At 52.8% G+C, this 20,091-nt stretch carries 14 protein-coding genes and 1 tRNA gene; 7 read left to right on the top strand and 8 right to left on the bottom strand.

Going from position 1 to position 20,091, the window contains the following annotated elements; translation table 11 throughout:
* Nucleotides 1–65 precede the first annotated feature (65 nt).
* The gene (locus SH449x_RS25175) at nt 66–497 is read right to left on the bottom strand and encodes a hypothetical protein (RefSeq protein ID WP_482378836.1); all 432 of its coding nucleotides are present in this window, start codon (nt 495–497) and stop codon (nt 66–68) included.
* Nucleotides 494–1,813: a DUF3592 domain-containing protein gene (locus SH449x_RS25170; RefSeq protein WP_482378835.1), complete on the bottom strand. Its 1,320-nt coding sequence runs from the start codon at nt 1,811–1,813 to the stop codon at nt 494–496. The genes SH449x_RS25175 and SH449x_RS25170 overlap by 4 nt, the downstream gene beginning before the upstream one ends.
* 195 nt (nt 1,814–2,008) lie before the next feature.
* On the opposite strand from SH449x_RS25170, the gene SH449x_RS25165 reads away from it, so the two are divergent.
* The 3 genes from SH449x_RS25165 to SH449x_RS25155 are packed head-to-tail and all read left to right on the top strand — an operon-like array spanning nt 2,009 to nt 4,688.
* Complete coding sequence (locus SH449x_RS25165) at nt 2,009–2,887, top strand: carbon-nitrogen hydrolase (protein ID WP_482378834.1); 879 nt, start codon at nt 2,009–2,011, stop codon at nt 2,885–2,887.
* Nucleotides 2,884–3,990 (top strand): agmatine deiminase family protein, encoded by a 1,107-nt coding sequence (locus SH449x_RS25160; RefSeq protein WP_482378833.1) that lies wholly within the window; start codon nt 2,884–2,886, stop codon nt 3,988–3,990. Before SH449x_RS25165 ends, SH449x_RS25160 begins: the two co-directional genes overlap by 4 nt.
* Nucleotides 3,987–4,688: a hypothetical protein gene (locus SH449x_RS25155; RefSeq protein ID WP_482378832.1), complete on the top strand. Its 702-nt coding sequence runs from the start codon at nt 3,987–3,989 to the stop codon at nt 4,686–4,688. Before SH449x_RS25160 ends, SH449x_RS25155 begins: the two co-directional genes overlap by 4 nt.
* Nucleotides 4,689–4,897: 209 nt before the next feature.
* Here SH449x_RS25155 and SH449x_RS25150 read toward each other — a convergent pair whose 3' ends face one another.
* From SH449x_RS25150 to pdxH, 3 genes are all read right to left on the bottom strand, one after another.
* Nucleotides 4,898–5,092, bottom strand: coding sequence for a hypothetical protein (locus tag SH449x_RS25150; protein WP_482378831.1), 195 nt, complete (start codon nt 5,090–5,092; stop codon nt 4,898–4,900).
* A 153-nt stretch (nt 5,093–5,245) separates the two neighbouring features.
* Nucleotides 5,246–5,319, bottom strand: a tRNA-Arg gene (locus SH449x_RS25145).
* A gap of 109 nt (nt 5,320–5,428) precedes the next feature.
* Entirely contained in the window at nt 5,429–6,097 is a 669-nt protein-coding gene (pdxH, locus tag SH449x_RS25140; protein ID WP_482378830.1) for a pyridoxamine 5'-phosphate oxidase, read from the bottom strand.
* A gap of 277 nt (nt 6,098–6,374) precedes the next feature.
* Between pdxH and SH449x_RS25135 the strand changes: the two genes are divergently transcribed.
* Both SH449x_RS25135 and dctA read left to right on the top strand, forming a co-directional pair.
* On the top strand, nt 6,375–6,974 hold the full coding sequence (locus tag SH449x_RS25135; protein WP_482378829.1) for a YqgE/AlgH family protein: 600 nt from the start codon (nt 6,375–6,377) through the stop codon (nt 6,972–6,974).
* Between the two features lie 92 nt (nt 6,975–7,066).
* Nucleotides 7,067–8,419 carry a C4-dicarboxylate transporter DctA gene (gene dctA / locus SH449x_RS25130; protein WP_482378828.1) on the top strand — a complete coding sequence of 451 codons (1,353 nt, stop codon included), beginning with the start codon at nt 7,067–7,069 and terminating at the stop codon, nt 8,417–8,419.
* Between the two features lie 32 nt (nt 8,420–8,451).
* On the opposite strand, the gene SH449x_RS25125 is transcribed toward dctA, so the two are convergent.
* Entirely contained in the window at nt 8,452–10,827 is a 2,376-nt protein-coding gene (locus SH449x_RS25125) for a phosphocholine-specific phospholipase C (RefSeq protein ID WP_482378827.1), read from the bottom strand.
* Nucleotides 10,828–10,929: 102 nt separating this feature from the next.
* Complete coding sequence (locus SH449x_RS25120; RefSeq protein WP_482378826.1) at nt 10,930–11,604, bottom strand: bifunctional 4-hydroxy-2-oxoglutarate aldolase/2-dehydro-3-deoxy-phosphogluconate aldolase; 675 nt, start codon at nt 11,602–11,604, stop codon at nt 10,930–10,932.
* 440 nt (nt 11,605–12,044) lie between these two features.
* Here SH449x_RS25120 and surE point away from each other — a divergent pair, with 440 nt between their 5' ends.
* The gene (gene surE / locus SH449x_RS25115) at nt 12,045–12,818 is read left to right on the top strand and encodes a 5'/3'-nucleotidase SurE (RefSeq protein WP_482378825.1); all 774 of its coding nucleotides are present in this window, start codon (nt 12,045–12,047) and stop codon (nt 12,816–12,818) included.
* Nucleotides 12,819–12,843: 25 nt separating this feature from the next.
* Nucleotides 12,844–14,064, top strand: coding sequence for a tetratricopeptide repeat protein (locus tag SH449x_RS25110; protein WP_482378824.1), 1,221 nt, complete (start codon nt 12,844–12,846; stop codon nt 14,062–14,064).
* Nucleotides 14,065–14,098: 34 nt separating this feature from the next.
* Here SH449x_RS25110 and SH449x_RS25105 read toward each other — a convergent pair whose 3' ends face one another.
* The gene (locus SH449x_RS25105; RefSeq protein WP_482378823.1) at nt 14,099–20,074 is read right to left on the bottom strand and encodes a VCBS domain-containing protein; all 5,976 of its coding nucleotides are present in this window, start codon (nt 20,072–20,074) and stop codon (nt 14,099–14,101) included.
* Nucleotides 20,075–20,091 lie beyond the last annotated feature (17 nt).

The raw sequence follows: 20,091 nt of genomic DNA, 5'->3' as shown, positions 1-20,091 counted from the left end.
CGATTCTGACTCTCATCTTAGTATCTGTCAAGTTTTCCAAACAATTGAGATGCCATCGCATTTGCCTAACGTTTTCTCGTAATGCTACCCGTCGTACCACTCGTAGCGACAAACGCTACAGGAATGCTCAAACTCTCCACTTGGCGATTCAAAACCGGGGTTGTTAAATGCGATAGCGTGATCTTCATTTGTGCTTCGAAGGACGGATTGATGGACCAAATGCGAAGAATCCAGCGAATCTTGATCAACTGCCCGTCCAAGCTGACCGGTCCGGCAGGCAAGGTCCAGCGAAAGGGTTCTCGGCCAGCAGAAGACTGCGGTGCCCATGCTTGCTCAACGCATACCTCTCCGTCTGGATCTCCTTTTCCTTCCGTTTCCCATTCCAAGGAAACCGCAATGTTTTGCGGAGTCGAAGGAAATTCCCAGACAGCCTCACCCTCGAGAACGTCACCCGGGCGAAAGCGATTGTTCTCCGATTTAAGTTCGATGCGAATCATGCCGGCACTCCTTGAATTGTCGGTGGATATACAACAACGGTAAAGTCGTCCAGAATGTCGGGCCAGAACGGAATATCGCCGTGGACTTGTACTGTCCAAATAATCTTGTTGCTAGCACCGTCAAATGTGTGCATAGCATTTTCAGGGATCTGACAATCGCGAAATCCACTTTCGATCTCTGCGGGATCGGTGGTTTCCAAGACTCGCTCAGAAAAGAAGACACTAGTCTCGGTGCGTGTCTTTGTTCCTTGTCGAAAGGTTACTAGCTCCTTGCCTTCGAGGGTAATGGCAAGTTTCCTAATTCTCTTGGGGTTCCCTTTTTGAAGCCAGCTAATTTCAAATTCAGAACCCGGTTGCAAATAGGAGTGACTGCAAACTGCAACGGTTCGAGGATTGAACAACTGTAGAACACTGTGAATCGCGGCCAAAAGAATCAACACACCGATCAACAAAAATATCGACATGAATAGCAGCGGGATAATACTGAAATCCGCCACAGCAAAGTACGTAATCGTTCCCGTGATGCCATTCCAAAATAATGCGAAGAGTACCATGCCAATCGCCTTCAAACCGCGAGACACAGTCTGCTCCAAAACCAACGGCTCATCGGGACCTGTGCGTGCAGTCGGCAGGCACTTTGGGGGTGTGTACTTAGCTCCTGAAGTAGGAGCGATCGATCGAATGCTTCGGTCCCTCTCGTCTCGATAAGTGTCATCGCCAAAAAGTGAGGAGCGCTCCGGTAGAGCCCGAGCACTGTCCGTTGCTGCACCCTGTACAGGAATAACCGGTGGTCGTTTGGCCTTTCTTTCGGCTCGAACCATCCCGATCCCCATCACTACGCCACCCAAGCCGACGAGAGAAAAAATCCCCCCGATAAAAAGTCCGATAAAAACACCTGGCCCCGTTTCCCTGAGCAAGACCGCTTCTTCAGGATTCGAGGGGTTGACGTAACAGATAGCCTCACCGCCAGGTTTAAAAGGACGCATAGCTTTTTCCAGATTTACCCTATTGCTGGAACTGCCAGTACCGAACCAAAACCTTTCGCCTAGGTACTCTTCGTCACCTACGAAATAACGATAGCTGACCTCCGGCGAGTACGAGCTTTTCCCCTTGGACGTCGTGCTGGTAATGTTGGTCCATTGAATCACACAGGGTGCCTCATCCCATGCTTGCGACCGGGACACGTCATACCACGGCTTAATCGCCAGAAAATATTCAGCCGCTAACCCAGCTACCAAAAAAATAGTGAAGAATGGAATGAGAAACCAACCGCCACCGTTTTTGGAATTGCTCCGGATTCGGATCCGCCCTGCCATAGGTAAGTTGTACTCCTATAAATCGTTGTACGTAAAGGTTACCGCGATATGGGATGCGTCGAATGGATCATCTATCGCATTTCGTGCCTGCGCGACATTCTCCCCTCGCCGAGTTATGTTATCATACCACGCCGCACTCGGTGTGAGTTACCATAGGGAGATTTCAGGTTTACAGAGTTGTAATACGGAGTTGTAATGAAGAGCAAGTCACGCATCGTGCGACTAGCTTTGGTTCAGATGTCCTGCACCAACAATCAAAGCGAAAATATTGAGAAAGCCATCACCCAAGTCGAAAAGGCAGCCCATTCGGGGGCCAACCTTGTCTGCTTGCAAGAACTCTTCAATGCTCACTATCCGTGCCAAAGCGAAGATCACCAACGTTTCGAGTGGGCAGAAGAAATCCCCGGTCCGACCAGTATCGCGATGAGCGAGGCTGCAAAAAAATTCGGAGTTGTGGTAACGGGCTCTATCTTCGAACGCCGCGCACAAGGTCTCTATCATAACACGGCTGTCGTCTATGATCGCGACGGTTCACTGGCCGGTTTCTACCGAAAGATGCACATTCCCGACGATCCCCTGTACTACGAAAAATTTTACTTCGCTCCCGGTGATACTGGCTTTACCATCGCAAAAACCTCTATCGGAAAAATCGGGGTCGGTGTGTGCTGGGACCAATGGTATCCGGAGGCAGCTCGACTGTTTGCACTCCGAGGTGCAGAGATTCTCTTATATCCTACAGCCATCGGCTGGCTACCGGCCGATAAAGCCGAGTTTGGTAAAAGCCAGCATGAAGCTTGGGAAACCATGATGCGATCTCACGCGATCGCAAACGGCGTTTACGTAGGGGCAGCAAATCGCGTCGGTCTCGAAGGGGAATTGCAATTCTGGGGGGCTTCGTTTGCCTTTGATCCTGCCGGTAACCTCCTGCACCGGGCTTCTCACGACGACGAGGAAATGGTCATCGTGAATTGCGATTTAAACAGTATCGATACGCAGCGTACACACTGGCCGTTCCTAAGAGATCGCCGCATTGATGCTTATCACGACCTTACCAAGAGATGGATCGACGAGTGAACCAAGACTCCCACAATCTCGACGCTAACGTAGCCCCCGCCGCAGCATCTCCATCAAGCGGGAATGGATACCGCTGGGTGGCCGAATGGGAACCGCACGAAGCGACCTGGATCTCCTGGCCTCATAATCAGGAAACTTGGCCAGGGCTTTTTGAAGCTATCCCACCTGTCACAGAACGGGTCATCCGCACGCTTGCCGAGGTGGAAACAGTTCACGTCCTGGGTGGACCGGACCTTGCGTATGACGCTGCTCAAAAACAACTAGATCAAGTCTCGAATGTGACAGTGCATCGAATCCCGACCAACGATTGCTGGATTCGCGACTATGGCCCGACGTTTCTCTTAAGCGACGACCAGGCTAGCTTGGGAGCTGTCCTTTGGCGTTTCAACGCTTGGGGAAACAAATACCATCCACACGATGACGATGCCGCAGCCGCAAGCCGGATCGTAAAACAACTCCAAGACTCTGGTAACATCGGTGAAGTCTTTTGTTCAGACCTGGTCGCTGAAGGAGGTGGGCTAGAAACGGATGGACAAGGGACGTTGCTTACGACGAGTTCTTGCTTAAAAGCGTATTCCCGCAATCCGAATTGGAATGAATCGCAAATCGAATCGGAATTGAAACGGCTTCTGGGTATCGAACAGGTCCTATGGATCGATGGTGGTGAGCTGGCGGGGGATGACACCGATAGCCATATCGATCAACTGGTACGGTTTGTGCGCCCCGGAGTCGTGGTCGCCGCTGTTTCTTATAGCCTTGACGACAGCAATGCCCCTAAACTCGCCAAGCAATTCGAGGTGCTAAAAGGATGCGTCGACGCGCGAGGCCGCCAGCTTGAGATCATTCCCCTGGTCACTCCCCCGCCCCGCTACATACAAGGAAAACGGGTTCCCGAAAGCTACTGCAATTTCTATATCGCAAACGGGATCGTCATCGTTCCAACGTTCGGGTATCGAGAAACGGATGATGCTGCCACAGCCAAACTCGCCGAGCTTTTTCCGAATCACCAAATTGTACCCATTGATGCGGCCTCATTCATTTGGGGGCTCGGGGCTTTCCATTGTGCAACACAACAGCAGCCTCAGGTGAAGTCGTTAACGTGACAGAGGCATCACCCGCGTGGCATTCGGATGAAAACTACCGCCGCGAACATCCCATCGCATGGTGGTTATCACTGGTTGTGCCGTTGCTTATGACCTTTGGAGTCATCGTCACCCTATTGCTGCGAGGAGGCCTCGGGGGAGCTACCCATTTCTTTGCAACCTGCTTCATCATCGTATTCGTTGCGGGCAAGGCGATCATCACAGCGGGGCATTTAGAGTCGGCCAGCGAGACCATTGATTTTTATTCACCGAATGAACTCTTCGCGATGGTCATATACATTGACTTTTGCACTACACTGTTGGTTGTATATCATTTAGATGTAATCCTCCGTCTCCCTCTATTGGGCTGGCTTTTTGATCGATTGGTCACGGCTACGACCAAGCTGCTGTACCGATACCCACGATTGCGCAAGCTGACATATATCGGGATCGGATTATTGGTGGCGATGCCATTCGCAGGTGGGCTGTCAGGAGGTGTCCTAGGCAGGCTCTTAGGGTTGGAGCGGCCAAGCATATTCCTTTCGTCCATGGCCGGCACCCTGTCCGGTTCCCTATTAGTTCTTTTCTCCAGCGACCTCCTGGCCCGTGTGATAGGTCCAACCAACTTTCTAATTGGGTTGCTTGGCATCTGTATGCTCGCACTGTTCGCAGGCATCGCTCGCTGGGGGCTGCGAAAGTGGCTAGTCCGCTCCGCGTAATCGACCCAGACCTCACGAATCCTTTGCCGGGCTTTGATCTAAAAACCGGCAGCAACAAGCTTAGTGGGATGGGATGATTTTTGTGCAGAGGCGGTGTAGCCACTTGCCCATTTTGTAGAAATGCCCCACGCTTGGGAACTGTCGAAATTCGGCTCGGAAAACGGAGGCTCGGATTGACTAACTACAGATCATGGTTGGATAACCAGCTACTATTCACTTTTAAGAATTATGCCGGGGAGTTGGCTGGCACTTGCTGCGGCACCGCGAATGAGAACCGCATAGCGTGCGATGCTTTCGGGACTGTCAGCAGCACCTAGGTAGTATGTGGTGCCGTTAATCTCACAAACAGACTGCCCGCTGATGTGGTATCGCAAAGCGGGAACGAGTGACCTTGGTCTAGCCATTTGAGCGACTCCTCTTGATTTCGCCCATTCCGGTGTACTGCCTTGTTAGGACAGTTTTCCGGTATGAACTTCAACTTTGAAGGGTCCCTCGGTCGTTTTGACCGGTACGCAAAAACGCGTCCGACTAGGAAAAACATTGGTAAAACCAACAAATACACCCGACACGGCTCGAACGTGTAACCTTCGGTTCCGTAGACCGATGCTCTATCCAATTGAGCTACGGGTGCTTTTGCGTGGGATGAGAGTATAGAAACCTTTTTCACTCCTGCCAATCCGAAAACGCATCGCCTCGGATTTTTCATGCTTGCTGCATCGGCGGGGCTCGCTGCGCCAGTTCTAGGGGGCCAGTCGCTCCAACTGCCAGACGGTTTCTTGTAGGTTAGAACGCTTGTAACGAAAACGATCGTGCAGGCGGGACGGACGACCTTGCCAAAACTCGATCCTCAACGGGATTAGCCTGTAGCCGCCCCAGTGAGCTGGGCGAGAGATCGAGTTGCTGCCAAACCGTGCGTCTAGCTCTGCCACCTTTTCCACCAGGTCGTGATCGTCCGGTATGATCTTGGATTGCGGTGAACAAATCGCCCCTAACTGGCTGCTTCTTGGTCGCGAACCAAAATATTGATCCGATTGCTCTGCCGATGTCTTGCTGACGACACCTTCCACACGGACCTGCCTCTCGAAAAAGGGCCAAAAAAAGTGAATCGCAGCCATGCAGTGCTTTGCCAATTGCTGGCCTTTCTCCGAGTCGTAATTGGTGAAGAAACAAAACCCCTCATCCAAACCCTTTAGCAATACGACTCGCGATGAAACTCCGATTTCACCGCCTGAGTCGCTATCGCCCCGCTCAGCCAAGGTCGACAGAGTCATAGCGTTAATCTCGTACCATTCGGGCAGAGTGGCTTTTTCTACCTCCGCCCACCAAACGCGGAACAGCTCCATCGGGTCAGTAGGTAACTGCTCCCTTATCAACGATCCAAATTCATAATTTCGTCGCAAATCTTTCATCCTGCACCCCTTAAGCACCCATTATCGGCGTTTCGTTACCCCACAGCCTGCTCGGGCAGCCGATTATGACTGGGTGCCCGCTAGTCAAGCTCGTAAAGTACCGGAAAGGCTTGGAATCGAAAACTGTTACGTGGCAGAAAATGCCCGGGATCAGTCTAGATTGCTGCCGGCAGGGGGCAGAGCCCTCGGCTTGGCACTGCGTTTGCATCGCTATGAGTTTTCGAGTGTTGGTTTTTTGCCATAATGGCACTACTCTTTTGAATTTTGGGGTGGAACCATGAACCGTAGTCCTTCATCCGTTGATACTGCAGGAACATCACCTGTTTCGCTCGCCGGCTACCTGTTGGTCGCCGCTCCTGGACAGAGTAACCAGCTATACGAGAGATCTGTTTGTTTGATTCTTGAGCACTCTCTCGAACGCGCCGTTGGGATTGTCCTGAACAAACCACTAGCGGTTAACTTGGCTTCTGTTTTTGCTCAATCGATGCCCAGCCTTACGGCAGAGAAAGCCAAGGAACCGTTGCATTTCGGTGGTCCAGAAAGTGGTCCCATCCTGGCTGTGCACGATGTTGAGGAATTCGCTGAGGGAGGTAACAAGCTTGGTGTCTACCTGTCGGCGGAGCTTCCTCACTTGAAGCAACTCACGGAGGCCGACACAAACCGGCTCCGAATTTTTGCAGGAAACTCGCTTTGGGGACCACTCCAGCTAGAGCAGCAAGTTTTGGACGGAATCTGGCATGTTCTCCCCGCAGTCCCCGAAATCGTATTTGACGACGAATCAATGATGTGGGTCAAGGCGATGCGAACGATTACGAACCAGATTCTGGCAGAGACTACTGGCGTTGACCTTCAGAGTTATTCCTGCGAGTGGAATTAAGGCGATAGCGATTCCTCTCAGCTGCTGAGCTCTCATGCTGCGGCTAGCTTGATATACTTCTGAGGCGAGCTTCTCTCCTCAGGAATCCATTGATGGCTGCCGAGAAACCAAGACCAAAACGAAAATCAAATCAAGAGATTAACCTCCTCCAAGCGGAGCCCCGTAGGAATAACTCTCTTTTAAAGCGTTCTTTGTCGCAGCTGTACGTTCAGACTATACTGGGAGTGGTTCTGGGAGGGCTCGTAGGATGTCTGTTTAGCGATTTTGCCAAGGGGCTCAAACCTCTTGGTGAGGCGTTCGTTAATTTGATCAAGATGATGATCGGCCCGATCATTTTTTGCACTATCGTTCACGGCATAGCGTCGGTCGGCAATCTGAGACAAGTAGGAAGACTGGGACTAAAGGTCCTGATCTATTTTGAAGTCGTTTCAACCTTAGCATTGATCATTGGTTTGTTGGTGGTCAATCTAACCAAACCGGGCATCAACTTTGCCACGCCGGAGCAGATCTCCGAGTTTCTCGTCTCCTCTGCATCTCGTATGGAACAGACGGCGGCCGCCGCAGGGCAGCTTTCAACCGCCGATTTTTTTCTTCATCTCATCCCCAGAACAATTGTCAGCCCATTTGTTACGGGAGATCTCCTCCAAATCTTGCTGGTATCTCTGCTGACATCGATTGCCATTCTGGGGCTTGGCGAACGGCGGCACGCTGTATTGAGTTGGATCGACACCGCATCCGAAGTGTTCTTTGGCATCCTCAAAATACTCGTTCGCTTCGCGCCCATCGGAGCATTCGGTGCCATGGCGTTTACGGTTGCCGAGTTTCAAGGGGAAGGGTTACTGAAGCTGATACGCTTTATGCTGCTCTTTTACTTCACCGCGTTTCTGTTCATTGCCATTGTTCTAGGAGCCATTTCCAAGTGGTGCGGTTTTTCGCTTCTCCAATTTCTGATTTTCATCAAAGAGGAAATCCTTTTGGTACTAGGCACTAGCTCTTCAGAAACCGCATTGCCCGGTTTGATGAAGAAACTGGAACGAGCAGGCTGCTCGAGATCCACGGTCGGATTGGTGGTGCCAACCGGATACAGCTTCAATCTTGACGGAACCAACATCTACATGGCCATGGCCGCCTTGTTCGTCGCACAAGCGACCGGCGTGGATTTGACATGGTCGCAGCAAATCTGGTTGCTGGCGGTCGCAATGCTGACGTCAAAGGGAGCCAGCGGCGTAACCGGCGCTGGGTTCGTGACCCTCATCGCGACGCTTCAGGTATTCCCTCAAATCCCTGCCGCAGCCGCCTTCTTGTTGCTAGGAATCGATCGGTTCATGAGTGAATGCCGAGCTCTGACCAACTTTATCGGCAATGGAGTTGCATGTTTAGTCATTAGCCGATGGGAGAAAGAGATCGGAGTGGACGGTCAACCGATCGCGTTCCCAAAAGATTAGCCAAGTTTCGTGAGATGTTCGCGAATCCGTAGTTACGCCATTTGCGGATCGCTCGTAGTCCACGCTCCGCTCTCAACGTGTCCGGCGTAGACACGCTGGAAGTGAGGGTGAGCTGGGATCGAAACCGCGAAATCGTACCACTGGCTGCTCGCGGCGACATCGATTGCAAAGTCTATGGTCTCGCCAGGTGCCACAGTCCCTTTTTGATCAGGCGAACCGTAAGCATTGTCGACCACGCGTAGTTTGATTGGGTTTTCTGAAGATGCGTTTTTGATCTGTACAGCGACTTCGCAATCTTGAGGCTTTTCCCGACGACACATCTCCTTGAGAGAAGTTGAAAGTGTCGGGTCACTCTGACTGCCCGACCATTGGCGATAAAATCCGTTGGGCCCATAGAGACGAACTGAGTACATCTCGTTTTCGAACAAGTTCAATGCGAGAGAATCGTCCACTTTACCGCCGGCTTGGACCGCGTAGTGCTTGACGATCATCCCGTTTTTCGTGTCCGCATAGAGGATAAAGGGGGCACCAGCGGAGCGGTCTCCAAAGCGATCTTTTTTGGCTTCGATGGTGATTTCGAATGCTGTTCGATTTTCGTTGATCCCCCCCTCACAAACAAGTTCGTACGGAAGCGGGCAAGCCGGTCGCAAGCCAGGTTCCTGCATCGGCAACCCCATTTTTCTGCGTTCTTGAACGATTCGACCAATCTGGCTGTCGTCCAGCGGTTCGAACGTAGTCGGCAAATCTTTATATTGCGCACGGTGAATGTCCGACAAGTAAGCATCGCGATCGACAAAGGGCATTGGTCGATCATCGGCATGTGACGGTTCCTCACTTATAATTCGCTGTAACTGATTGCCCGCTGCGCCAAAAACCGAACTTAAATCACCGCAGATAGCACGTCGCCACGGTGAGATGTTGGTTTCACTGATCCGCTTGCCCGTTTGGTGCGTAAGGATCGTCTCCATTAGTTGGATCACAGATGTATGATCGAAGACCTGGGAGCAAACCGCCCCGCCCCGGCTCCATGGTGACGCAATAACCATCGGGACTCGAAAGCCGAGACCAATCGCATTGCTGCGCAGAGCTGCCTTAGGCTTGAACTGTTTGTCGTGCTCGGCATCCAGATAATCCAGCGAACAATCGAGGCCAGAAGATGCCTTGCCAGTCCCGGCATGAGGCGCTTGAAACGGAGGAACATGGTCAAAGAAGCCGTCGTTCTCATCGTAGGTGAGGATGAAAATCGTTTTCCGCCACACCTCGGGATTGGCGGTCAAGATGTTCATAACCTCGGACAGATACCATTGGCCATACCAAGCAGAACATGGATGGTCGGAATATCGCTCGGGGGGGATAAGCCATGAAATTCTAGGCAGTTCCCCCTTTGCAACATCGGTACGGAACTGGTGCAGTATATCCCCTTTGGGAATCTGCATTCGTTTCGTCACACCCTCGTGTTCGTAGGTCAACTCCTCGAGCTGTCGATACGCGGAGTCGTTCCGATTCGTGCAGAAAGCCTTGTCATGAAGCGGATTGCTTTCAGTTGGCTTGGTTCCTACTGGTTGCCCTCGGAAGCGGCGATGGGCATCATGCGAGAAAACGTCATACTGCTTGAACCATTCCAGAGGGTTATCAGTAAAGTTTGCGAGCCACGATTCGGCTTCATCTTCTAACCCAGTGGATACACTCAATTCGTTTTGATAAATCTTCCAGGAGATGCCGTGTTCCTCGAGACGTTCTGGAAACGTTTTCCAATCAGCCAAATTGGAATAGTTGCAGTCTTCATTGCGAACAACAACTTGCGCCGCAGCGTCTTGGGCTCGGCGAGCAGTTCCGGTCCAAAGATGGAGTCGATTCGGGGTGGTGCCGGTTAGCGTGGAGCAGAAGTTTTGGTCGCATACGGTAAAGGCATCCGAGAGAGTGTAGTAGAACGGAAGATCTTCACGATTATGGTAGCCCATCGTTAGGGGCACTCCGGCATATTGGCCCTTGATAGCCTTGGCATCCAGCCAGCGATCATGCTTGCCTCCGTTTGCCGCGTCCACTTGATCGGTCCAGCTGTGAGGCAGACATCCCATCCATGTCGACTTGGTTTGTTTCATATCGAGCCGGAACGGGACGTAGCTCTTGCCATCTTTGTTCGTTTGGATCCATACGGGATTTCCGTTTTCGAGAGGGATCGCGCGAGGGTCATGGAATCCACGCACTCCTCGCATGGCACCGAAAGCATGATCGAAAGAGCGATTTTCCTGCATCAGTACGACGATGTGCTGTGCATCGAGGAAAGAGGAATCTCGTTCCGGTTCAATGGCCACTGCACGTTGGATCGACCCAACAAGATTCCCCAGCACGACGTTCGAGCCCGCGAGTGCGATCATATTCTGGATGAAGTTTCGACGGGTGAACATGTCGATGGTCGCTTTCGTTGAGGAGGTATAATATTCGAGATTACATGATAGCAAAAAGTCGACTATCCAGGTTGCGTTGTTGTATGAACTAACGATGAAGAATTAGCGATCGCATTCCCCCTTAACTGTACAAGCCGCAACGAATGCACGAGCATTAGCCGCGATGAGTGCCCAATCCTTTTTCTCGATCGCCTTGGGATCCAGAAATTGGCCTCCGACTCCGACGGCTACAGCACCTGCTGCAAAGTAAGCATCGACATTGTTCAGATCGATACCACCGGTCGGCATGAGCCTCAGAAAGGGCATGGGGGCCAAGACATCTTTGATGTAGGCCGGTCCTAATGCACGTGCGGGGAACACCTTGACGATGTCACTCCCTTCGGAGTAGGCGTCGTAGATTTCTGTTGGCGAGAACGCACCACTGCATATCATGGTCCGTTGTGACTTGCATAGGCTTATGACACTGGGTGAGAAAATTGGGGTAACAACAAATTGCGAGCCAGAATCAATGGCCAGATTCGCTTCGTCGACGGTCCGTATTGACCCGAGTCCGATCGCAGCACTCCCGGAGGAGAACGACTCTAGTTCGGACCGACACTGAGCTACCGCACGAGCCGCGTCCGGATTGGTCAGCGTGAATTCAATCAACCGTACGCCGCCAGCTAGCAGAGCCTCGACCAGTGGGACGGCGTGGGTCAGGTCTGACAATCGAAGAATCGCAACCAACCGATGGTGCAAAGCGAGATCTAGTATGGGCTGGGAAGTCGATTGGTTCATTTGGAGTCGTCAAAAACTAGTGGGCAAAGGATTGGTCGGGAGAGAAAAAATATTGGGCACCCCATTCTAGCGAGAAACGTCCCATTAAGGATGGTTTTCTGTTGTCAACAAGTTCCTATTCGGCACAGGATGCAGCGAATCGAGCGAATCGAAGATGCTAGACTGCATGTTTGCCTTTCGATACTCCGCGTAGCGATGCCACTCGTATATGACATGAATGGGTCGAACCGTTTTTCCGAATAATCTCGAGGGGAGCATTCTACGAAAAGTGGGCTTTATGTATTGCAGTTCTACATTTTCTCAGATTTTAGGTCTTGCTTGCAATCTCGCCAGAGAAAAGCCATTGCCCAAATCCGTGACCTGCTACACACTGCTATTTGGTCAGTTGGCGCACCTTTTTGGGGCCCGCTTTCAACAGTTCGCACTCGGAGCAAAACACTTTGAAGATACTTTTAGCAAACGACGATGGCGTTTATGCGCCTGGCCTCAGATGTCTGCGAAAGGAACTCGAAGAGTTGGGGGACGTTCTCATGGTCGCTCCTGCAACGGAGCAGAGTGGTGTAGGGCATTCCATCACTTACCTTACTCCGTTGACCTGCAAAGTGATTTTTGAGGGAGATGCGTTCTGCGGTTGGGCCGTGGACGGTGCCCCGGCCGATTGCGTCAAGCTTGGGGTCAGTGAATTGGCTCAGGGGCCTGTCGATTTGATCGTGAGTGGAATCAATAGTGGACTTAACGCGGGAATTAATGTCCTGTATTCCGGAACGGTGGCCGCCGCCATTGAGGGAGCGTTTTTTCGCATCCCGAGCATCGCGGTATCGCTGGAGGAGGATCCACATGCTGACTTTGAGGCAGCGGCTAGAATTGCGTTGAATTTGATTCGACAAATTCTTGCGAATCAGCAAGGTGAACAAAACCTATTCAATATCAACATACCAACGGCAGCAACTGCCCAGTTTCGTCAAGGGGTTATGCCAGAGGTTCGCTGTGTGCCGATGGGAGTCGAGCGATACGGCGATCACTACATCAAAAGACAAGACCCCAAGGGCAGAAACTACTATTGGTCTACTAACGACCCACCGCCACGTCCCTCAGCCCACGAGACCGACTTAACGAGTCTGGCCGCTGGTTACGTCACGATCACTCCTTTGCAATTCGACATGACCAAGCATCCGTTACTTGAGAACATGCAAGCCTGGGATTTTCGGCTCTAAGGATCGGAGTCTTGGCGGGAGAACTATGGTAGACCAATCTGATACGGATAGAACGTTTTTGGAGAAGAAACGAGTCGCCTTGCTCGGCAAGCTCGGGGCATTTTCGCGTAAGGAAGCATTTCAGTTGCTTCGTGAATATGGCGCGGAACCCTCGGACAAAATCACAGATGATATCGATTGTATTGTAATCGGAGCAGATGAGCTACCTAGCGAGGACATATCTAAGTTTTTAGACAACACGATTCGAAGGCGGTTGCGCGATGGCAAAACCGTTGTCATACATGAGCACGAACTGTTGCATCGACTAGGAGTAGCGGATCAAGCTACGCGGCAACAATACACTCCCGCCATGATGGCCGAGATTCTTTCGACGCCGGTTCGCAATATACGACGCTGGCACCGAATGGGGCTCTTACAAAGTTCGCGGGTTGTTCGCAGGCTTCCATATTTCGATTTTGAGCAAATTCAAAATGCACGGCAAATAACGGCTTGGATTTCGCGAGGTGCCCGTCCAGCCGACATTGTCAAGCAGCTTTCTCACTTTAAGCCTTGGGTGGAGAAGCGATCCCTACTTGATCTTGATTTAGTCGTCGATGGAAGACGGCTTCTGCTTCGACAGGGGGGCAAGTTGCTCGGGGCTCATGGTCAGTTGCATCTGGATTTTGATTCCGACGACACGATTCCCGTTTCCGATGATTCCCTGCCAATTGTATTGGCTGCTCAGCCAGACTCGTTGCCTGAGAAAGAGGTCGCGGGGGAATCTGGCCCGCCACCGGTCGATTTAAGCAATTGGACTCGGGACGATCTGCTTCGTACCGCCGAGGAATTAGAAGACTCCGGTCAACTCGAGGAGTCGATCGAGTGGTATCGCGTCATACTAGCTCGGTACGGCAGCCACCCGGAGATTTGTTTCCAGTTGGCCGAGTTGCTCTATCGTACTGGAGACGTAACCGCAGCTAGGGAACGGTACTACAACGTAATAGAACTCGATGAAGAGTTTATCGAGGCTCGGGCGAACCTTGGCTGCGTGTTGGCCGAAACCGGCCGAGTTGATTTAGCCATCGCGGCTTTCGAGGGCGCTTTGTCGCGTGACGATCGGTATCCTGATTTGCATTATCATCTCGCGCGGTGCTTGGACGAAGTAGGGGAAATGGATCGAGCAGCACCTCACTGGCTTCGTTTCTTGCAACTGGCTCCGCAAAGCCCCTGGGCGGATGAGGCGATAGATCGACTCGGTACGCTATGACGTGAGTATAGACTGATCTGTTCTTAGCTGAGGCTTATTTGTCGAACAGCTTTTCACCCTTGCTGAGTACCTCTCGTTCCCCGCGTCTGGAGCCTGCCATGACCGTCATCGGGTCAAATTGCAACAGAGTAGGATTCACGGCCATGAGCGTTGCGGCCAATTGTGCCCCCTGCATAACCATCAGCATAACCCCTGACCCCACGACGGTTTTTACAACGAGTGAATCCATGGCGAATTGCACATTTGACTTTTCCCTGTCATCAAAAGACCTTCGTCTTTCGTCACGAATCTCCAAAGAGTCCGATTCGACAAAGTCTCGCCCCTTGTCGCCAACAAAGTACTCAAAACGGACGGCGTTAGATGTAAAGGTACCGAATTGCGTTGCCGCATATGCCGTTTGACGAGCAAACCCGACTTTGAGATCGCTCGATTGTGATTCCTGAGTTTGTTCTATCGCGATTGGTAAACGTTCCGTCATAGCCGCAGCGCGAGCCGCATCGTCGGAATCGTTGTCAGTGTTCTGATTTTGAACATTTGTCGGACTGATTGGCTTAGCGACGAATCCCATATTTTGCGATGGATTTCCAGTTGGGCCTGAAGCAGCCGATGAGCTAGAAGTGCTGGAACTCGAACTGGAGGTGGACGAGCTACTGCTCGACGATGGCTGGGCAACCGCTGGCATTACCACTTCAATTCGAACGGTAGCCACGTTTGAAAAGAGTTCGCCATCGGTAACCATATATGCGAGTTCGACAGTGCCCTGGAAACCTGCTTCAGGTCGATATCGGAAGGAACCCGTCGGGGAAAAGCTGAGCAAGGTTCCGCGAATCGGACCCGAAACAAGAACAGCCGTCAACTGATCACCATCAGGGTCAAAATCATTCGCCAGAATGCCTGAACCACTGACTACGAGATCATCGATAAAACTAGTACTGTATCGATTATCTCTGGCGACGGGAGCTTCATTGACATCGTCGACGATGATCGTCAACCACAATTCAGCAAACGCCCCTGCACTATCCGTTACTCTTGCCAACACAGCATGGTTTGTATTGGTTTCGTAGTCTAGCAAAGTGCCGTTGGAGACAACAATCACTCCCGTCGCAGAGTTGATGGCGAATCGACCTCCTGCATTATTCAGTAAGCTGTAGGTTAGTACGTCCGACGCATCTAAATCTGTTCCTGTTAATTGCCCAACAACTGTACTAATCGGAGAATTCTCCGCCACATGCAGGTACCCCGCTGTCAGTTGAGGAGCGTCATTGGTGCCATTGATGACGATCGTGACATTTTGTGTACCGGTGTCGTTTTCCGAGTCAGTCACGGTAATCGTGTAAGTCAAAACCAATGATTCTCCAACAGCAAGATAATCAAATGCCTCGCTGCCTGAGTTGAAAGCCCAAGCGACCTGGCCGGTCTCGCTTGTTCCATCAATGATATTTGTCTCGACCAAGGATAGCATGGCGAGCAAGCCGGCTTCGTTGGATTGTAGACCGGTCGTTGTTCCCGATACCAAAACGCTCGTTATTGCTGCGGTGACCGTATCGGTGGTATTGATATCTACAACTGATAAGGTGCCACTGCTCGATAAGGTAGAGTTCGTTTCGGTGAGAGCTACATTGTCGCTATCCCCAATCTCGACGGTGATCCCTGGGGCCGTGTTCACTCCATTGATAACGATTGTAACATCTTGCAATGCCGAGAAATTCTGCGAGTCGGTGGCCGTGATCGTATAAGTCAACGTAAGCGACTGACCCGCACCAAGATAACCGAACGTGTAACCGTCGGAATCGAACCTCCATTCGATCGTGCCTGATTGCTGAGTGTTAGAAATAATGTTCGTATCGACCAACGACAGAAACGCTTCGAGTTCGGCATCGGAAAGGGTTAGCCCTACCGTTTGCCCAAACTTACTGAAGTTGGTAATCGTCGCAGTCACTGTATCGGTCCGATCTAAATCGGTGACGGTTAACGTCCCATCGGCTTCTAAGCTAGATCCCGTCACTCCTAAAAGCACACCCGCACTATTATCATATTCAATGATGATCTGCGGAGCATCGTTGGTACCGGTGATGACGACGGTGACGTCTTGCGTTGCCGTGTCGTTAGAGGTTCCGCTATCGTCGCTGACAGTGATGGTGTAAACAGCCGTTACGGTCTCGCCATCGGCCAAGTACTGCGTGAGACTATTGGCGAGGGCAAAATCCCAAACGATCGTGCCGTCGTTGGTGCCGGTTTGGGTCAAGGTGACCGCACTGGCGAGTGCTGTCGCCAGATCGGATGGGATCGCTGGGCCGGTTGTTGAGGTACTGCTGAGAGCTACCGACGAGTTGATGACATCGGTGTCATCGACCTCTGCGAAGGTAATCGAACCGCTATCCGCCAGTGTCGGTGTCGAATCGTCTTCGGTGACCGCTCCGGTCACCTTCACCACCGTGATGGTCGGGACGTCGTTCGTGCCAGTGATCACCACGGTGACCTCTTGCGTTGCCGTATCGTTGGCCGTTCCGCTATCGTCGGACACGGTAATCGTGTAAACAGCGGTGACCGTTTCGCCATCGGCCAAGTACTGCGTGAGGCTGTTGTCTAGAGCAAAGTCCCAAACAATGGTGCCGTCGTTGGTGCCGGTCTGCGTCAACGTGACCGCACTGGCTAGTGCCGTTGCCAAGTCTACAGGAATCGCTGGGCCGGTGGTGGAGGTACTAGCCAGTGCTACCGACGAACCGATCACATCGGTCTCGTCCACTTCGGCGAAGGTGATTGAACCGCTGTCAGTCAATGTCGGGGTCGAAGCATCTTCAATAACTGCACCGCCAACCTTCACCACGGTGATGGTTGGGACGTCGTTCGTGCCGGTGATCACCACGGTCAACTCTTGCGTTGCCGTGTCGTTAGCGGTTCCGCTATCGTCGCTGACTGTGATCGTGTAAATAGCCGTGACCGTTTCGCCTTCGGCCAAGTACTGCGTGAGGCTATTGGCTATTGCAAAGTCCCAGACGATCGTCCCGTCGTTGGTACCGGTTTGGGTCAAGGTGACCGCACTGGTGAGCGCTGTCGCCAAGTCCGCCGGGATCGCTGGGCCAGTGGTCGACGTGCTGCTGAGAGCAACCGACGAGCTGATCACATCGGTTTCGTCGATTTCGGCGAAAGTAATCGAACCGCTGTCGGTCAGCGTTGGCGTCGAAGCGTCTTCGGTGACCGCCCCATCAACCTTTACCACAGTGATGGTTGGCACATCGTTGGTGCCCGTGATAACCACGGTGACATTTTGAGTTGCCGTGTCGTTGGCCGTTCCGCTATCATCGCTAACCGTGATCGTGTAGATAGCCGTGACCGTTTCACCATCGGCCAAGTATTGTGTAAGGCTGTTGGCCAGTGCAAAATCCCAGACGATCGTGCCGTCATTGGTGCCGGTTTGCGTTAAGGTGACCGCACTGGTGAGCGCTGTTGCTAAGTCCGCCGGGATCGCTGGGCCAGTGGTCGACGTGCTGCTGAGAGCAACCGTCGAACTGATGACATCGGTTTCGTCGACTTCCGCGAAGGTAACCGAACCACTATCTGTGAGTGTCGGTGTGGAAGCATCTTCGGTAACGGCGCCTGTCACCTTCACCACGGTGATGGTTGGCACGTCGTTCGTGCCGGTGATCACCACGGTCACCTCTTGCGTTGCTGTATCGTTGGCCGTCCCGCTGTCATCGCTAACCGTGATCGTGTAAATGGCGGTCACGGTTTCACCAGCAGCTAGGTACTGCGTGAGACTATTGGCCAAGGTAAAATCCCAAACGATCGTGCCGTCGTTGGTACCGGTCTGCGTCAAGGTGACGGCACTGGTGAGTGCGGTTGCCAAGTCTGCTGGAATCGCCGGACCGGTGGTTGAGGTGCTGGTTAAAGCTACCGAGGAACTGATGACATCGGTCTCGTCGATTTCGGCGAAGGTGACCGCCCCACTGTCGGTCAGTGTCGGTGAGGAAGCGTCTTCGGTGACCGCTCCGGTCACCTTCACGACGGTGATGGTTGGCACGTCGTTCGTGCCGGTGATCACCACGGTCACCTCTTGCGTTGCTGTATCGTTGGCCGTTCCGCTGTCGTCGCTGACGGTGATCGTGTAGATGGCGGTAACGGTTTCGCCATCGGCCAAGTACTGCGTGAGGCTATTGGCTATTGCAAAGTCCCAGACGATCGTCCCGTCGTTGGTACCGGTTTGGGTCAAGGTGACGGCACTGGCGAGTGCAGTCGCCAAGTCCGCCGGGATCGCTGGGCCAGTGGTCGACGTGCTGCTGAGAGCAACCGACGAGCTGATCACATCGGTTTCGTCGATTTCGGCGAAAGTAATCGAACCGCTGTCGGTCAGCGTTGGCGTCGAAGCGTCTTCGGTGACCGCCCCATCAACCTTTACCACAGTAATGGTTGGCACGTCGTTCGTGCCGGTGATCACCACGGTCACCTCTTGCGTTGCCGTGTCGTTAGCGGTTCCGCTATCGTCGCTGACGGTGATGGTGTAAACAGCCGTGACCGTTTCGCCTTCGGCCAGGTACTGGGTGAGGCTGTTAGCCAGGGCAAAATCCCAGACGATCGTGCCGTCGTTGGTGCCCGTTTGGGTCAACGTGACGGCACTGGTGAGCGCTGTTGCCAGATCCGTTGGTATAGCAGGACCAGTGGTGGAGGTGCTACTGAGTGCAACCGAGGAACTGATCACGTCGGTATCATCGACTTCGGCGAACGTGACAGAGCCGCTATCTGTCAGTGTCGGTGTGGAGGCGTCTTCCGTGACGGCGCCGTCAACCTTTACGACGGTGATGGTCGGGACGTCGTTGGTTCCCGTGATGACCACGGTGACTTCTTGCGTTGCCGTGTCATTCACCGTTCCGCTGTCATCGCTAACCGTGATCGTGTAAACAGCCGTGACCGTTTCGCCGTCAGCCAGGTACTGGGTGAGGCTGTTAGCCAGGGCAAAATCCCAAACGATCGTGCCGTCGTTGTTTCCGGTCTGTGTCAATGTGACGGCGCTGGCTAGTGCTGTCGCCAAGTCGGCTGGAATCGTCGGACCGGTGGTTGAGGTGCTGGTTAAAGCGACCGAGGAACTGATGACATCAGTCTCGTCGGTTTCGGCGAAGGTAACCGAACCACTATCTGTCAATGTCGGTGTGGAGGCATCTTCGGTAACGGCGCCGTCAACCTTCACGACAGTAATGGTTGGCACGTCGTTCGTGCCGGTAATGACCACGGTGACATTTTGAGTCGCCGTGTCGTTAGCTGTTCCGCTATCGTCGCTGACTGTGATCGTGTAAATAGCCGTGACCGTTTCGCCTTCGGCCAAGTACTGCGTGAGGCTATTGGCTATTGCAAAGTCCCAGACGATCGTCCCGTCGTTGGTGCCCGTTTGATTTAAGGTGACGGCACTGGCGAGCGCTGTTGCCAGATCGGCTGGGATCGCTGGGCCGGTGGTAGATGTGCTACTAAGCGCAACCGAGGAACTGATGACATCGGTCTCGTCGATTTCGGCGAAAGTAATCGATCCGCTGTCGCTCAATGTTGGCGTCGAAGCGTCTTCAGTGACCGCTCCGGTCACCTTCACCACGGTGATGGTTGGGACGTCGTTGGTGCCAGTGATGACGACGGTCACCTCTTGTGTTGCCGTATCATTCGCGGTTCCGCTATCGTCGCTGACTGTGATCGTGTAAATGGCGGTCACCGTTTCGCCGTCCGCCAAGTACTGCGTGAGACTATTGGCTATTGCAAAATCCCAAACGATCGTACCGTCGTTGGTGCCGGTCTGCGTCAACGTGACGGCACTGGCGAGCGCTGTTGCCAGATCGGCTGGGATCGCTGGGCCAGTGGTCGACGTGCTGCTGAGAGCAACCGACGAGCTGATCACATCGGTGTCGTCGATTTCGGCGAAGATAACCGAACCACTATCTGTCAATGTCGGTGTGGAGGCATCTTCGGTAACGGCGCCGTCAACCTTCACGACAGTAATGGTTGGCACGTCGTTGGTGCCGGTAATGACCACGGTGACATCTTGAGTCG

Source organism: Brakhagea baltica (genome assembly GCF_052161605.1).
Classification (GTDB): domain Bacteria; phylum Planctomycetota; class Planctomycetia; order Pirellulales; family Pirellulaceae; genus JBKCUI01.
Note: the sequence above shows the minus strand (reverse complement) of the source record. Positions and strands in the feature narration are given on the sequence as shown.

Excerpts from the sequence above, each read along its gene's own strand:
- pdxH (WP_482378830.1), bottom strand. The coding sequence starts at position 6,097 with ATGAAAGATTTGCGACGAAATTATGAATTTGGATCGTTGATAAGGGAG.
- SH449x_RS25120 (WP_482378826.1), bottom strand. The coding sequence starts at position 11,604 with ATGAACCAATCGACTTCCCAGCCCATACTAGATCTCGCTTTGCACCAT.
- SH449x_RS25150 (WP_482378831.1), bottom strand. The coding sequence starts at position 5,092 with ATGGCTAGACCAAGGTCACTCGTTCCCGCTTTGCGATACCACATCAGC.
- SH449x_RS25135 (WP_482378829.1), top strand. The coding sequence starts at position 6,375 with ATGAACCGTAGTCCTTCATCCGTTGATACTGCAGGAACATCACCTGTT.
- SH449x_RS25165 (WP_482378834.1), top strand. The coding sequence starts at position 2,009 with ATGAAGAGCAAGTCACGCATCGTGCGACTAGCTTTGGTTCAGATGTCC.
- SH449x_RS25175 (WP_482378836.1), bottom strand. The coding sequence starts at position 497 with ATGATTCGCATCGAACTTAAATCGGAGAACAATCGCTTTCGCCCGGGT.
- SH449x_RS25125 (WP_482378827.1), bottom strand. The coding sequence starts at position 10,827 with ATGTTCACCCGTCGAAACTTCATCCAGAATATGATCGCACTCGCGGGC.
- SH449x_RS25170 (WP_482378835.1), bottom strand. The coding sequence starts at position 1,813 with ATGGCAGGGCGGATCCGAATCCGGAGCAATTCCAAAAACGGTGGCGGT.
- SH449x_RS25110 (WP_482378824.1), top strand. The coding sequence starts at position 12,844 with ATGGTAGACCAATCTGATACGGATAGAACGTTTTTGGAGAAGAAACGA.
- dctA (WP_482378828.1), top strand. The coding sequence starts at position 7,067 with ATGGCTGCCGAGAAACCAAGACCAAAACGAAAATCAAATCAAGAGATT.